The sequence below is a fragment of the Leeia aquatica genome (assembly GCF_012641365.1).
Classification (GTDB): domain Bacteria; phylum Pseudomonadota; class Gammaproteobacteria; order Burkholderiales; family Leeiaceae; genus Leeia; species Leeia aquatica.
This window is the reverse complement of sequence record NZ_JABAIM010000001.1, coordinates 1,399,471-1,411,455: the sequence shown is the minus strand read 5'-3', so window position 1 is coordinate 1,411,455 and position 11,985 is coordinate 1,399,471. Positions and strand designations below refer to the sequence as shown.

Sequence of the window (11,985 nt, the reverse complement as noted above, 5' to 3'; positions counted from 1 at the left end):
GTTTGATGCCACATCCTGCGGTTCAGTGCAGGATGGCTGAGCTCAGGCAGCGCAGCAGGCCACGGTCTTCCAGCAGATAGGAGCCTTCACCCAAGGGTTTGGCGTTTTCCAGTTCGGACAGGGTAAAGTCCACTTCATCATCAGCCACGCTGATTTCCAGTACCACATCGTCGGGGTGGCTGGGTTCATCTTCGGCAGGCACGTACAGAAAATCCGGCCGGGCGTATTCACCATTGAACTGGATCATGTCGGAGCGTTCCAGTACATGCAGGATATCGGTGTTCGGGTTACGCATGCTGCACCTCCTTCTGGCGGGTGAACGGTCGTGATGTCTGTTACTGGATATATCGGTCTCTACTCCTGAAATTCAAGTTATTTCATCATGCAGCAAGCCACAGGCCTGCGCAAGCCAAAGCGGATCAGCGGGTAGGGGTGCCGGGGGGTACGCCGATCACCTCCACCCGCATGGGAACCTTCTCGCCAGGTAACCAATGCTGGTAGATACGCGCAAACTCACCACTGTCCTTGACCGCCTGCAGCGCCTGACGCCAGCTTTCAATGGTACTGGCCGGCGTACCTTTGGAAAACGCCAGGTACAGGGCATTTTCTTCTACCGCCATGACACTGCGGATGGCAGTGGTAGGCTCGCGCAGCTCTTTCAGGATGGCGGGGGCGGTGAGGTTGGAGTCGTACCAGAAGCGTACCCGCCCGGCCAACAGTTTGCGTGCAGCACTTTGCGGATCGGGCGAGATATCCAGGGTGTCAAAGCCCTGTCGCTCCAGCTGCTGCTGCCAGACGGAATCCTTGTATACACCGACCAAGCCCATGGTCTTGGCTTCTTCCAGCGTACGCAGCTGCACGTTGTCATTGCGGCGCACATACAGATGGTTTACCCCCAAGGCCACCGGCCCCAGCATGGTGAACAGTTGCTCGCGTTCCGCCGTACGGGTGGTGGTGAACAGCATCACATCCGGCAAGGTGGTGGCCATGCGATAGCCACGGGCCCACGGCACCACCTGGATCGCCTGCTGCTGGCCGATTCTCTTCTGCATGGCCTGCACCACCTCAACGGCCAGACCGGTGGGTTTGCCGGCTTCGCTAAAGGTGATTGGGGGCCATTCCTCGGTGAAGACCTGCAAAGCAGAGGCCGCTGCACTGGCGAGGATCGACAGTACAATGGGGAGCAACAGTGTTGCGCGAAGCCGTGGCATCTTCATCATGTATCCTGCCGTTGCCTTGTCCTGTTGGTACTATAGACGACCGGGTAGGGTCTGCACGGCAAGCAGGATGGACGGTAGGTCTGCCATCAATGCGGCATGATGCCGATCACTTCCACTTTCATGGGGGGCAGTTCACCCGGAAGCCAGCGCTGGTAGATGCGGGTAAATTCGCCACTTTGCTTGAGGGCCAGCAAGCTGGCACGCCAGCTCTCGATGGTGGCCGCCGGGGTGCCTTTGGAGAAGGCCAGATAAAGGTTGTTTTCCTCCACGGCCATCACACTGCGTATGGCCGTAGTGGGGACGTGCAGCCCTTTCAGAATGGCGGGCGCGGTCAGGTTGGAGTCAAACCAGAAGCGAACTCGCCCGGCCAGCAGCTTGCGTGCAGCGCTTTGCGGGTCCGGTGAAATATCGAGGTTGTCAAAGCCCTGTCGCTCTAGGAATTGCTGGAACACCGTATCCTTGTAAACGCCAATCAGACCATGCAGCTTGGCATCATCCAGCGCCCGCAGTTGGAGGGTATCCGCTTGCCGCACATACAGGTTGTTGATACCCAGGGCGACTGGGCCCACCAGGGTGAACAGCTGCTCCCGTTCCGCCGTGCGCGTGGTGGTGAACAGCATGACATCGGGCACCGAGGTCGCCATGCGATAACCCCGTGCCCAAGGCACCACCTGGATATCCTGCTGTTGGCCTAGCCGCTTCTGGATGGCCTGTACCACTTCCACCGCCAGCCCGGTGGGTTTGCCCTCACGGCTGAATGTGATGGGGGGCCACTCTTCCGTGAACAGTTGCAAGGCCCCTGCCGGCCGGCAGGCCAGCAGGAAGAGCCACAGCAAAAGGAGAGGGCGTTTGGGCATCATGCCTGTACTATAGTCAGCCCGCCAAACATCAATATGGTTTGGCAGACGAGAGGTTGCCGCTGCCGTTTCAACCGTTGGGCTTCATGTCCTTGGACAGAAAGAAGGCATCCGAGAAGAACTCGTCTTCTGGCAGGCCCCGCTCACGTGTAAAGGCATTGTGGGCGGCCTCCACCACGATGGGGGCACCGCAAGCGTATACCTGATAACCGGACAGATCGGCAAAATCGTCCAGCACCGCCTGGTGCACAAAGCCAGTACGGCCCTGCCACTGGTCTTCTGGCAGTGCATCCGAGACCACCGGAATGAAGCTGAAGTTGGGGTGCAGGGTCTGCCAGCTTGCGGCCAGCTCAAACATGTACAAGTCTTTGGGACGGCGCGCGCCCCAGTAGAACACCACCGGGCGGTCGCACTGTTCGTGCAGCATATGCTCGACTATCCCTTTGATCGGCGCAAAACCGGTGCCGCTGGCCAGCAGGATCATCGGCTTGTCGCTGTCTTCGCGCAGGAAAAAGCTGCCATGCGGGCCGTTGAAGCGCATGATCTCGCGCTCTTTCATGCCATTGAACACATAGTCGGAGAAGCTGCCCCCCGCCACGTGCCGGATATGCAGTTGCAGGAATTCGTCATCATGCGGGGCATTGGCCAGCGAAAAGCTGCGACGTTTGCCATCCTTCATCAGGATGTCGATGTACTGGCCTGCCATGAATTGCAGGCGCTCGTTGGTCGGCAGCTTCAGCGACAGCACGGCAACATCGTCTGCCGGCTTGTCGATCGACTGTACCCGGCACGGCAGGGTGCGGGCCACAATGTCCTTGGCGCCGGCTACTTCACGCACTTCCAGTGTCACATCACCCTGCGGTACGGCGCAGCAGAACAGCGCCTTGCCCGCCGCTTTGTCAGTCTCACTCAGGGCATTGGCAGAATGGTTGCCATAATCAACCGTGCCTTCCAGTACATTGCCTTTGCACGAGCCGCACGCACCATTGCGGCAGCTGTAGGGCAGGTTGTATCCAGCGCGCATGGCGGCGTCCAGGATGGTTTCACCCTCATTTGCGGTAAACTGGTGGCCGCTGGGTTGCAAAGTGACTTGGCGAGACATGACGTTAACGTTCCCTGTTGTGCGGATACCGGTGCGTGTCCGAGGATCCTGCCCATGAAAATACCCTTGCATCGTCGTAAACCCGCCCTGCTGCTGGTGGGGTGCGGCGATATTGCCTGGCGTCTGCTGCCGTGGCTGCTGCCCCGGTTTCGCGTGTACGCACTGCTGCGCAATCCGGAGCGCGCCGAGCGCTGGCGTGCGCAAGGCGCACACATCTTGCCGGGGGATCTCGACCGCTGGCCGGTTTCCACCCGTCGGCTCGGTTTCGTTCGCCATGTGGTGATGCTGGCGCCACCGGATCCGGACGGGCGGGATGACCCTCGTGGACGCCGCCTGCTGGCGATGCTGTCCCGCGCAGACTCAAGCAAATTCAACAGTTTACCACAAGGCATGGTCTACATCAGTACCAGCGGTGTGTATGGAGATTGTGGCGGGGCAGCGGTGCCGGAAACCCGGCCCTTGGCGGCGCGCAATCCGCGTGCCTTGCGTCGGGTCGAAGCAGAGCAGCGCCTGCGGCATTGGGGTCGCTCCGCCCGGCGGCGGCTGAGTATCCTGCGGGTACCCGGCATTTATGCCGCAGTGCGCTTGCCGGAAGCACGGTTGCGCGCCGGTACAGCGGCGCTGCACGCAGCAGAGGACAGCTATACCAATCACATCCATGCTGATGACCTTGCCGGAATCGTAGCGGCAGCATTGTTTCGGGGCAGGCCGCAGCGGGTGTACCACGCCTGCGATGATTCCCGGCAAAAAATGGGAGACTACTTCGATGCCGTGGCCGATGCCCTGCACTTGTCGCGTCCGCCGCGTATCAGCCGTGCTGAAGCGCAACAGCAGCTGTCACCCGGCTTGTTGTCTTTCCTCAATGAGTCGCGCCAGCTGGAGAACCAGCGGCTGAAGCGGGAACTGCGCTATCGCTTGCGCTACCCGACGGTGGTGGAGGGCTTGCGTGAGCTGGGGGTGACACGCGGGGCCTAGGCCTTACTTGCGCTGCAGCACAAAGTGGAAAGCCCCGTCGACCTGCTCGGACAGCAGCAGTTGATGCCCGGTCTGGCGGCAAAACTGGGCGAAGTCGGTCGGGGTGCCGGGGTCGGTGGCCCACACCTGTAGCGTCTGGCCGCTGCTCATGTCGGCCAGTGCCTTCTTGGTGCGCAAAATGGGCAGCGGGCAGTTCAGCCCTTTGAGGTCAATGTCGCGGTCGATGTGCATGATGCCATTCCAGCAGAATGTTTTATTGTCGCACAGCGGGCTCAGCGTTCAAACCAGCTGAGGGCCTGCTGCAAGGTGGCCTTGGCATCCTGCTCCAGCACTGTATTGTGGCCGAGGATCACCCGCAAGATCGGCCATTGCAGCATCTGCCGGACGCTGTCTCGCGCGGCGGGCTTGTCGCGGGTGACGAAACGCACCAGTCGCGACACGTTGGGTGCCTTGCGCACGCCCATCAGGCTGGCGTAAGCGCGGCTGCTGGCGGGGACGTCACCCATGATCCACATGCACAGATCGGTCAGGATCAGGGTTTCGCTGGCGCGGTGCAGCCAGACCGACTCGCCCATCGCCGGGATGCCCCGGATAGGCAGTTGCAACAGCTCATCCGCCCATTCCGGCAAGGCCTGCTCAGGGAGCGGCTGCAGGGTGGTCAAGTCCGGGCGTTTGCGTGCCAGACCGCGTGGCCCGTACAGTTTGGCCTGAGGGAAGGCCTGCTGCCAGTCTCCCACAAACAGGTGATGCATCTTGCTGGGGGCCACCAGCCAGGTCACCTCGCCCAAATTGCTGACCGCGGCTTGCAGCTCCGGGGTCAGCCGGATCGGTGAATGCAGCCACAGTTGCCCATTGGCAAAGCGGACCACCGTCATGCGCGAACTGGCCTGGATGCCAAAAACGCTGAACTGATGTTGGGCGTGCCACAGATTGGGGGCCAGGGCGTGCAAGGTCATGGTCGGGCTCGTCAGCAGGAAAAGCTTACTCTAACGGTCTTGCTGCCCAGCAGCAACGCCTGTCGGAAACTTTGCCGCGCAGCAGGGCCTTCAGGTAGCATGCCATCCTTTTGCACGACCCCTGCCTGACATGACTACCCTGCCGCCCCGGCGACTGGCGATTGCGCCGATGCTGGACTGGACCGACCGCTTTTACCGCTACTTTTTCCGCCAGATCAGCCGCCATACCTGGCTGTATACCGAGATGGTCAATACGGGGGCCATCTTGCATGGTGACCGCGAGCGCTTCCTGCGCTTTGACCCGCTGGAACAACCGGTGGCGCTGCAGCTGGGGGGCAGCGATCCGGCTGATCTGGCGCGCTGTGCCAGGCTGGCAGAGCAATGGGGCTACGACGAGGTGAACCTTAATGTCGGCTGCCCCAGCGAGCGGGTGCAATCCGGCTCCTTTGGCGCCTGCTTGATGGCTGAGCCCGCGCTGGTAGCGGAATGTCTGCAGGCGATGCAGGACCAGGTGTCGATTCCGGTGACGGTGAAGCACCGCATCGGCATCAATGAGGTGGAGCATTACGATTACCTCCGCCACTTTGTGGAGACGGTGGCGCGGCACAGCCAGACCACGGTGTTCATCGTGCATGCCCGCAATGCCATCCTCAAGGGCCTCTCCCCCAAGGAAAACCGGGAAATCCCGCCGCTGAAATACCCTTATGTCTACCAGCTGAAAGCTGCATTTCCTGAGCTGGAAATCCTCATCAACGGCGGCATCACGACGCTGGCGCAGGCGGAAGCGCATTTGCAGCACGTTGACGGCGTGATGATCGGCCGCGAGGCCTACCATAACCCTTACGCACTGGTGCAGGCGGATGCCCGGCTGTATGGTGACAACCACCCCGTGCCGACCCGGACTGAAGTGCTGCAGGCTTTCCTGCCCTTTGTCGAACAGGAACTGCAGGCCGGGGTGCCGCTCAAGTTCATGGCACGCCACATCCTGGGTTTGTTCCAGGGCTGCTTTGGTGCGCGGGTGTGGCGGCGCATGCTGTCTGACGCCAGCCGCCTCAAGGCCAATGACCCGCAACTGCTGCTGGAGGCCCTGGCTCAGGTGGTGGACGACTCCATCGCTTCTGCCAGCTGACGGCCCCCCGCCAAAGTCAACCGGCGCTGACAGCGGCGTGCCAGCTCCTCATCATGGGTAATCAGCACCAGTGTGGTGCCGAAGCGCTGGTTGAGGTCAAACAGTAAATCACTGATCTGCTCGCCAGTATGGGCATCAAGGTTGCCTGTCGGCTCATCGGCAAACAGCAATTGCGGGCGGATGACAAAGGCGCGCGCCAGCGCTACCCGCTGCTGCTCACCACCGGATAACTGTGCCGGCATGTGCTCGATGCGCTCGGCCAGGCCCACTTGCTGTAACATGTCTCGCGCACGGGCATCGGCTTCACGGTCGCCAGCCAGCTCCAGTGGCAAACGCACATTCTCCAGTGCGCTCAGCGTGGGCAACAGCTGGAAGTTCTGAAACACAAAGCCGACCCGGCCTGCACGCAAACGGGCTCGGCCATCCTCATCCAGCCCGGCCAGTGACTGGCCGAACAACTGCACGTCGCCGTGGTCAAACTGGTCCAGTCCGGCCAGCAAGGCCAGCAATGTGGATTTGCCCGAACCGGAGCGGCCCACCACCGCCAGGGTTTCACCGGCGTGAACCGTCAGGTGGATGTCCTGCAGCAAGGGCAGGGCCTGATCGTGGACTTGAACCGTGCGCCCGAGACGGGTGGCTTGCAGGATGGCCGTTGTATCAGTCATGGAAGGAAATATACCTTGCGTCGTATCGTATTCGGATTGTCAGGCCTGCTGGTCGGCATGGCCCATGCGGCTACCATTCTGGTGCTGGGGGACAGTCTGTCCGCCGGTTATGGTTTGCAACGTGACCAAGGCTGGGTTGACCTGCTGGGCAAGAAGGTAGCGGGTCAGCATCAGGTGGTCAATGCCAGTGTATCGGGTGAAACCAGTGCCGGTGGCCGTAGTCGCGTGGCTGTACTGCTGCAGCAGCACCGGCCGGGCATTGTCATCGTCGAGCTGGGTGGCAACGATGCTCTGCGCGGACTGCCGCTCAATACCACCACGGACAACCTGTCTGCCATTGTGCAGCTGAGCCAGCAGGCTGGCGCCAAGGTGCTGCTGGTCGGCATGCAGATGCCTGCCAACTATGGCAAGGCCTACAACGAGAAGTTCAGTGCGGTGTACCGTCAGGTGTCCGAGCAGCGACAAGTTCGCCTGATGCCCTTGTTCCTGGCCCCCTTGGCGGGCAAGCGCGAGGCGTTCCAGGTGGATGGCATCCATCCGGTAGCGGCAGCGCAACCCTTGCTGCTGGAAGCGATCTGGCCCTATCTCAAACCGCTGCTGAAATAATGGTGTTGGCTGTCTCTTGCGCGGTCACCCGGCTATAATGGCCGATATGCCCCCTCGTCCCCTCTCCCTGCTCGACATGCTGTTCGGCGGCCTCTGCCTGGCTGGTGGGGCGGCTTTGCTCGGGCTGGTGCTGCACGTGCTGCTGCAGTCCCCATCCTGGGGGCCGCTGCTGGTGATCGTATTGTGGTGGACGGTCTGGCTGGGCATGCAAGGCGTCAAGAGTGGCAAGCAGGTGCTGCACGATGTGCTGCACTGGTTGCACTGGCGGCGGCGTCACCCAAAGGAGGCCGCCGAGCTGGAAGCCAAGGCGGAAGAGGTGGCACCAGCGGCAGAAGAAACCCCCGCCGCCTGAGTCTCAGCCTTCTTCCTGACGGATCTGTGCCACCACGTGGCTCAATAGCTGGTGCGCAATACTGGCCTTGAACGGCCAGTTTGGCAGGTCGTCGATGTCAAACCAGCGCGCGTCCTCGATCTCGTACAGATCCGGAGTGAGCTCACCCTCCAGATAGTCTGCGGTAAAGGCCAGCATCAGCGAGTGCGGAAACGGCCAGCTCTGGCTGTGGAAGTAGCGCAGGTTGTGGATGCGTACGCCGACCTCTTCACGCACCTCGCGGTGTACCGTCTGTTCCAGCGATTCGCCGGCTTCGACAAAGCCCGCCAGCGCGCTGTAAACCCCCGGCGGGAAGTGTGGGCCGCGTGCCATCAGCAGCTGTTTGCCACGGCGAACCAGCACCATCATGGCCGGGCTGATACGCGGCCAGACCTGATGCCCGCAGGCGGTGCACTCACGCGCCCGCTCACCCGGCTTGATCCGGGTCGGGTTGCCGCAGACGCCGCAGAAACGATGGCTGCGGTCCCATTCCAGAATCTGGCTGGCACGCCCGGCAATCTGGAACAGCTCATTGCCAATCAGCGCGTGGCTGGCCCGCAGGCCCACCCACTGGCAGCCCTCTGGCGTATCGTCATGCGGGTAGTGGGCGGTGTAGCAAGGGGTGTCTTCCAGCTGGCCCAGATAATGCAGCCCGTCGGTCTGGGCCGGAAGAGGCGCCAGTTGTGCCGGTTCACCCTGCAGCAGCAGCTCACCGTTGCGGAACACAAAGTAGAGTGGCGCTGCCTGGCTGTCTGCAGGCGGGGTTAATGCCGGTTCAAAGCGAGAGGGCAACATTCAGTCCAGATCCTCGTAGCGGACGTCGAGTACGTCCAGTTCTTCCCAGCCATTCGGGGTTTGCAGGCGCACCACATCGCCAGCGCGGGCTTTGTTCAGCGCGCGGGCAATCGGTGAAATCCAGCTGACATAGCCACGCGCCGGGTCGATTTCGTCCAGCCCGACAATGGACACGGTCCGCTCCACCCCGTCGGCATGGCTATAGCAGACAGTGGCACCAAAAAACGCCTGGTCGGTATCGGTGCGGGTGGTCGGCACCACTTCCGCCTGTTCCAGCCGCTTGGTGAGGAAGCGGATGCGACGGTCGATTTCGCGCAGCCGCTTCTTGCCATACAGATAATCGCCATTTTCCGAGCGATCACCATTGCTGGCGGCCCAGCTGACCACCTGCACCAGCTCCGGGCGGGTGGTGGTGACCAATTGCCGCAGCTCATCTTGCATGCGACGGTGCCCTTTGGGGGTCATGTAGTTCTTGCTGCCGGACGGAACAGGCGGGGCACCGCCCAGATCATCATCGTCGTCCTGATCGTTTTCGCGGGTAAAGGCTTTGCTCATGGGGCATGGTGTGATGGCTGCTGGTGAACTATGCTACCTGCAGGCAGATTTTTTTCCAAATGCCTGTAAGAATAACGGGGTCACGCCTGACCAAGCAGCAGGAAGGTTGCAGTTGAAGCCGAGGGAACAGAACCCGAAGGAAAAGGTCCGACGTAGTTCAGGATTCATTCATCTGCAATCGCTTATGTTTTCCCTTACGCTGCCGGCAGGGTAGCCCAACTCAACAAGGAGTAATTTCATGGACAAGAAACACGCACTGATGCTCGGCGCCGTCTCCGGTTTGCTGGCGCTCAGCCTGACCAGCGGCGTGGCCCAGGCCGATGGCGCCAAGGAAAAGTGCTACGGTATCACCAAGGCTGGCCAGAATGACTGCGCTTCGGCCAATGGCTCGCACAGCTGCGCTGGTCAATCCACCACCAGTAATGACCCGAACGAGTGGAAGTACGTGGCGGCAGGCAGCTGCGTGAAAATGGGCGGCAAGCTGAAGCCCGCCAGCTGAGTCTGAACGGTTGTTTGGGCGGCACAATGCCTGCCCATGCGGGCCGCTGTGTCCTTCGGGATCGGCGGCCCGTTGTGTTTGCAGGATTTGACAGGAGAGGGCCGTGGTATCGGTCAAGCAAGGTTTGCCGCTGGCAGCGGGTTTGGGCTTGCGCAGTCCGCATGTGCGCGATGTGGTGCAGCAACGCCCGGATGTGGCATGGTGGGAAGTACACAGCGAAAACTATTTTGGCGGTGGCCGTAATCTCGACGCGCTGCGGCGGGTGCGCGCCGACTACCCGATCAGCCTGCACGGCGTGGGCATGGGGCTGGGCAATCCCGGCCCGCTGGATCTGCGCCACCTGACGGCCTTGCAGCACCTGGTGCGCGAAATCGAGCCGCATGGCGTGTCGGAGCACCTGAGCTGGAACCGGGTGGGCGACACCGTGTTCAATGACCTGCTGCCCTTGCCTTACCGTCAGGATGCCTTGCTGCATGTGGCGGACAAGGTAAACCAGCTGCAGGATGCATTGGGGCGCACGGTGCTGATCGAGAATGTCTCGGCCTATGTGCGCTTTGCCGGGGCCGACACCGACGAGGCCGCGCTGCTGGCCGAGCTGCATCGCCGTACCGGCTGCGGCATCCTGCTCGATGTCAACAACGTCTACGTCAACCAGATCAACCTCGGGCTGGACCCGCAGGCCTTTCTGGCCGCCTTGCCGTGTGGTGCGGTGCAGGAGATCCATATTGCCGGCCACAGTCAGGGTGATGGTTTCCTGCTCGATACCCACGACGCCGCCGTGATCGAGCCGGTATGGGCGTTGCTGGAGCAAGCCTGGCAGCGCTTTGGGCCGCAGCCGACCTTGCTGGAGCGGGACGGCAATATTTCGCCCTTGACCGAGCTGCTGATTGAATACCAAGAAGTCAGCCGTCGCCTGCAGCAGCACCGGTCCCGCACGGAGGTGAACCATGCCCTCGCTTGAGCAACAGCTGGCAGGCATGGCCGCCGTTTTGCTGGGTGAAGAGGCGCCCGCCGCCCTGTTCGACACCCACAGCCCGGCGCGGATTGCGGCTTACCGTAACAATCACCAGGGCAACCGGGTGGAGGCACTCAAGGGCGCTTACCCCATCTTGCAGCAGCTGCTGGGTGAGGATTTCTTCCAGGCGCTGGCCCAGCGCTTTGTGCGTGATCATCTGTCAGAAAGTGGCAACCTGCACGACTATGGTTCAGGGCTGGCTGATTTCCTGCAGACGTTTCCGCCAGTGGCGGACTATTCCTATCTGCCGGATGTGGCCCGCCTGGAGTGGCAATTGCACCGGGCGTATTACGCCGCAGACCGGGCGGGGCTGAGCCCCGCGCTGTTGGCGGCGTGTCCGCCGCAGCAGATTGCACAGCTGCGCTTTGTCTTGCACCCCTCAGTGGGTTTGATGGATTCACCCTGGCCGCTGACTGCCATCTGGGCGGCACACCAGCCGGGGCTGGATGAGGTGCCGGAGGTCGATCTGGGGCAGGGCGGCGGTGCGGTACGTGTCTGGCGGGAGGGGCTGCTGCTGCACGTCGAGTCGATCACGGCGGCAGAAGCGGCCTTCATGCAGGCGGTGATGCAACAGCGGCCGTTTGCCGAGGCGCTGGATACGGCATTACGCTGTGATGCGGGGTTCGAGCCGGGGCCATTGCTGCAAGACTGGATGCACAGGACGATCCTGTGCGAAGCACACTGGAGTGAAGAGGAATGAACAAGACATTAGCGCGGCTCTGCCAATGGCACCAGGCCGGAGAAACACTGGCCGCCTGGCTGAATCCTTTGGTGTTGTTGCTGTTAAGACTGTACCTGTTTCGTGTGTTTTTCCTCTCCGGGCTGACCAAGCTGCGCGACTGGGATACCACGCTGTTGCTGTTCAGTGAGGAATATCACGTCCCCCTGCTGCCGCCGGAACTTGCGGCAGTGATGGGCACCTTTGGCGAGCTGGTGATGCCGGTATTGCTGCTCTTGGGGATTTTTGGCCGCTTTGCCGCTGCCAGCCTGTTCATGATCAACCTGATGGCGTTTGTGTCCTACCGGCATGTGCTGTTGCTACCCAATGCTCATGCGGCGGCGCTGGACCATCTGGAGTGGGGCTTGCTGATTCTGGTGCTGGTGGCACAGGGCAGTGGTCGCTGGTCCTTATGGCGCAGCAAGGTGCCTGCTGCTGTCTGAATTGACTGTTTTTTGGTCAAGGTGGAAAACCGTTGCCTGTTCATGGGTTTAGCACGGTTTTCCACAGGCTGTCCCCGTTT

Annotated in this window: 17 protein-coding genes; 8 read left to right on the top strand and 9 right to left on the bottom strand. The window is 61.6% G+C overall.

Features of this window, described 5'->3' with window-relative positions; translation table 11 throughout:
* Positions 1–22 precede the first annotated feature (22 nt).
* From HF682_RS07315 to HF682_RS07300, 4 genes are all read right to left on the bottom strand, one after another.
* On the bottom strand, positions 23–295 hold the full coding sequence (locus HF682_RS07315) for a hypothetical protein (protein ID WP_168876535.1): 273 nt from the start codon (positions 293–295) through the stop codon (positions 23–25).
* A 124-nt stretch (positions 296–419) separates the two neighbouring features.
* Positions 420–1,211, bottom strand: a complete 792-nt coding sequence (locus HF682_RS07310) for a substrate-binding periplasmic protein (RefSeq protein ID WP_168876534.1) — start codon at positions 1,209–1,211, stop codon at positions 420–422.
* Between the two features lie 95 nt (positions 1,212–1,306).
* Positions 1,307–2,014 (bottom strand): substrate-binding periplasmic protein, encoded by a 708-nt coding sequence (locus tag HF682_RS07305; RefSeq protein ID WP_168876533.1) that lies wholly within the window; start codon positions 2,012–2,014, stop codon positions 1,307–1,309.
* 133 nt (positions 2,015–2,147) lie between these two features.
* Entirely contained in the window at positions 2,148–3,179 is a 1,032-nt protein-coding gene (locus HF682_RS07300) for a CDP-6-deoxy-delta-3,4-glucoseen reductase (RefSeq protein WP_168876532.1), read from the bottom strand.
* Positions 3,180–3,233: 54 nt separating this feature from the next.
* Here HF682_RS07300 and HF682_RS07295 point away from each other — a divergent pair, with 54 nt between their 5' ends.
* Positions 3,234–4,154 (top strand): Rossmann-fold NAD(P)-binding domain-containing protein, encoded by a 921-nt coding sequence (locus HF682_RS07295; protein WP_168876531.1) that lies wholly within the window; start codon positions 3,234–3,236, stop codon positions 4,152–4,154.
* A gap of 3 nt (positions 4,155–4,157) precedes the next feature.
* Here the strand turns inward: HF682_RS07295 and HF682_RS07290 are convergent, their stop codons facing one another.
* Both HF682_RS07290 and HF682_RS07285 read right to left on the bottom strand, forming a co-directional pair.
* The gene (locus tag HF682_RS07290; RefSeq protein WP_168876530.1) at positions 4,158–4,385 is read right to left on the bottom strand and encodes a sulfurtransferase TusA family protein; all 228 of its coding nucleotides are present in this window, start codon (positions 4,383–4,385) and stop codon (positions 4,158–4,160) included.
* 41 nt (positions 4,386–4,426) lie between these two features.
* Entirely contained in the window at positions 4,427–5,110 is a 684-nt protein-coding gene (locus HF682_RS07285) for a DUF4336 domain-containing protein (protein ID WP_168876529.1), read from the bottom strand.
* Between the two features lie 121 nt (positions 5,111–5,231).
* Between HF682_RS07285 and dusA the strand changes: the two genes are divergently transcribed.
* On the top strand, positions 5,232–6,239 hold the full coding sequence (gene dusA, locus HF682_RS07280; protein ID WP_205881996.1) for a tRNA dihydrouridine(20/20a) synthase DusA: 1,008 nt from the start codon (positions 5,232–5,234) through the stop codon (positions 6,237–6,239).
* On the opposite strand, the gene HF682_RS07275 is transcribed toward dusA, so the two are convergent.
* The gene (locus tag HF682_RS07275; RefSeq protein WP_168876527.1) at positions 6,203–6,904 is read right to left on the bottom strand and encodes an ABC transporter ATP-binding protein; all 702 of its coding nucleotides are present in this window, start codon (positions 6,902–6,904) and stop codon (positions 6,203–6,205) included. The genes dusA and HF682_RS07275 overlap by 37 nt on opposite strands.
* Before the next feature lie 15 nt (positions 6,905–6,919).
* On the opposite strand from HF682_RS07275, the gene HF682_RS07270 reads away from it, so the two are divergent.
* Both HF682_RS07270 and HF682_RS07265 read left to right on the top strand, forming a co-directional pair.
* Positions 6,920–7,510 carry an arylesterase gene (locus HF682_RS07270; protein WP_240947075.1) on the top strand — a complete coding sequence of 197 codons (591 nt, stop codon included), beginning with the start codon at positions 6,920–6,922 and terminating at the stop codon, positions 7,508–7,510.
* Between the two features lie 46 nt (positions 7,511–7,556).
* Positions 7,557–7,862 carry a hypothetical protein gene (locus HF682_RS07265; RefSeq protein ID WP_168876526.1) on the top strand — a complete coding sequence of 102 codons (306 nt, stop codon included), beginning with the start codon at positions 7,557–7,559 and terminating at the stop codon, positions 7,860–7,862.
* Between the two features lie 3 nt (positions 7,863–7,865).
* Here the strand turns inward: HF682_RS07265 and nudC are convergent, their stop codons facing one another.
* Both nudC and greB read right to left on the bottom strand, forming a co-directional pair.
* Entirely contained in the window at positions 7,866–8,675 is an 810-nt protein-coding gene (nudC, locus tag HF682_RS07260; protein WP_168876525.1) for an NAD(+) diphosphatase, read from the bottom strand.
* Positions 8,676–9,230 carry a transcription elongation factor GreB gene (greB, locus tag HF682_RS07255; RefSeq protein WP_168876524.1) on the bottom strand — a complete coding sequence of 185 codons (555 nt, stop codon included), beginning with the start codon at positions 9,228–9,230 and terminating at the stop codon, positions 8,676–8,678.
* A 238-nt stretch (positions 9,231–9,468) separates the two neighbouring features.
* Here greB and HF682_RS07250 point away from each other — a divergent pair, with 238 nt between their 5' ends.
* The 4 genes from HF682_RS07250 (at position 9,469) to HF682_RS07235 (ending at position 11,905) form a co-directional block, all read left to right on the top strand.
* Positions 9,469–9,729 (top strand): BufA1 family periplasmic bufferin-type metallophore, encoded by a 261-nt coding sequence (locus HF682_RS07250; protein ID WP_168876523.1) that lies wholly within the window; start codon positions 9,469–9,471, stop codon positions 9,727–9,729.
* 103 nt (positions 9,730–9,832) lie between these two features.
* A complete protein-coding gene (gene bufB, locus HF682_RS07245) occupies positions 9,833–10,690 on the top strand; it encodes an MNIO family bufferin maturase (RefSeq protein ID WP_168876522.1) in 858 nt (285 codons plus the stop codon).
* On the top strand, positions 10,677–11,444 hold the full coding sequence (locus tag HF682_RS07240) for an HvfC/BufC N-terminal domain-containing protein (RefSeq protein ID WP_168876521.1): 768 nt from the start codon (positions 10,677–10,679) through the stop codon (positions 11,442–11,444). Before bufB ends, HF682_RS07240 begins: the two co-directional genes overlap by 14 nt.
* Entirely contained in the window at positions 11,441–11,905 is a 465-nt protein-coding gene (locus HF682_RS07235) for a DoxX family protein (RefSeq protein WP_168876520.1), read from the top strand. Before HF682_RS07240 ends, HF682_RS07235 begins: the two co-directional genes overlap by 4 nt.
* Positions 11,906–11,985 lie beyond the last annotated feature (80 nt).

Coding starts and splice junctions, on each gene's coding strand:
- HF682_RS07315 (WP_168876535.1), bottom strand. CDS start 295: ATGCGTAACCCGAACACCGATATCCTGCATGTACTGGAACGCTCCGAC.
- HF682_RS07310 (WP_168876534.1), bottom strand. CDS start 1,211: ATGCCACGGCTTCGCGCAACACTGTTGCTCCCCATTGTACTGTCGATC.
- HF682_RS07300 (WP_168876532.1), bottom strand. CDS start 3,179: ATGTCTCGCCAAGTCACTTTGCAACCCAGCGGCCACCAGTTTACCGCA.
- HF682_RS07295 (WP_168876531.1), top strand. CDS start 3,234: ATGAAAATACCCTTGCATCGTCGTAAACCCGCCCTGCTGCTGGTGGGG.
- HF682_RS07290 (WP_168876530.1), bottom strand. CDS start 4,385: ATGCACATCGACCGCGACATTGACCTCAAAGGGCTGAACTGCCCGCTG.
- HF682_RS07285 (WP_168876529.1), bottom strand. CDS start 5,110: ATGACCTTGCACGCCCTGGCCCCCAATCTGTGGCACGCCCAACATCAG.
- HF682_RS07275 (WP_168876527.1), bottom strand. CDS start 6,904: ATGACTGATACAACGGCCATCCTGCAAGCCACCCGTCTCGGGCGCACG.
- HF682_RS07265 (WP_168876526.1), top strand. CDS start 7,557: ATGCCCCCTCGTCCCCTCTCCCTGCTCGACATGCTGTTCGGCGGCCTC.
- nudC (WP_168876525.1), bottom strand. CDS start 8,675: ATGTTGCCCTCTCGCTTTGAACCGGCATTAACCCCGCCTGCAGACAGC.
- greB (WP_168876524.1), bottom strand. CDS start 9,230: ATGAGCAAAGCCTTTACCCGCGAAAACGATCAGGACGACGATGATGAT.
- HF682_RS07250 (WP_168876523.1), top strand. CDS start 9,469: ATGGACAAGAAACACGCACTGATGCTCGGCGCCGTCTCCGGTTTGCTG.
- HF682_RS07240 (WP_168876521.1), top strand. CDS start 10,677: ATGCCCTCGCTTGAGCAACAGCTGGCAGGCATGGCCGCCGTTTTGCTG.
- HF682_RS07235 (WP_168876520.1), top strand. CDS start 11,441: ATGAACAAGACATTAGCGCGGCTCTGCCAATGGCACCAGGCCGGAGAA.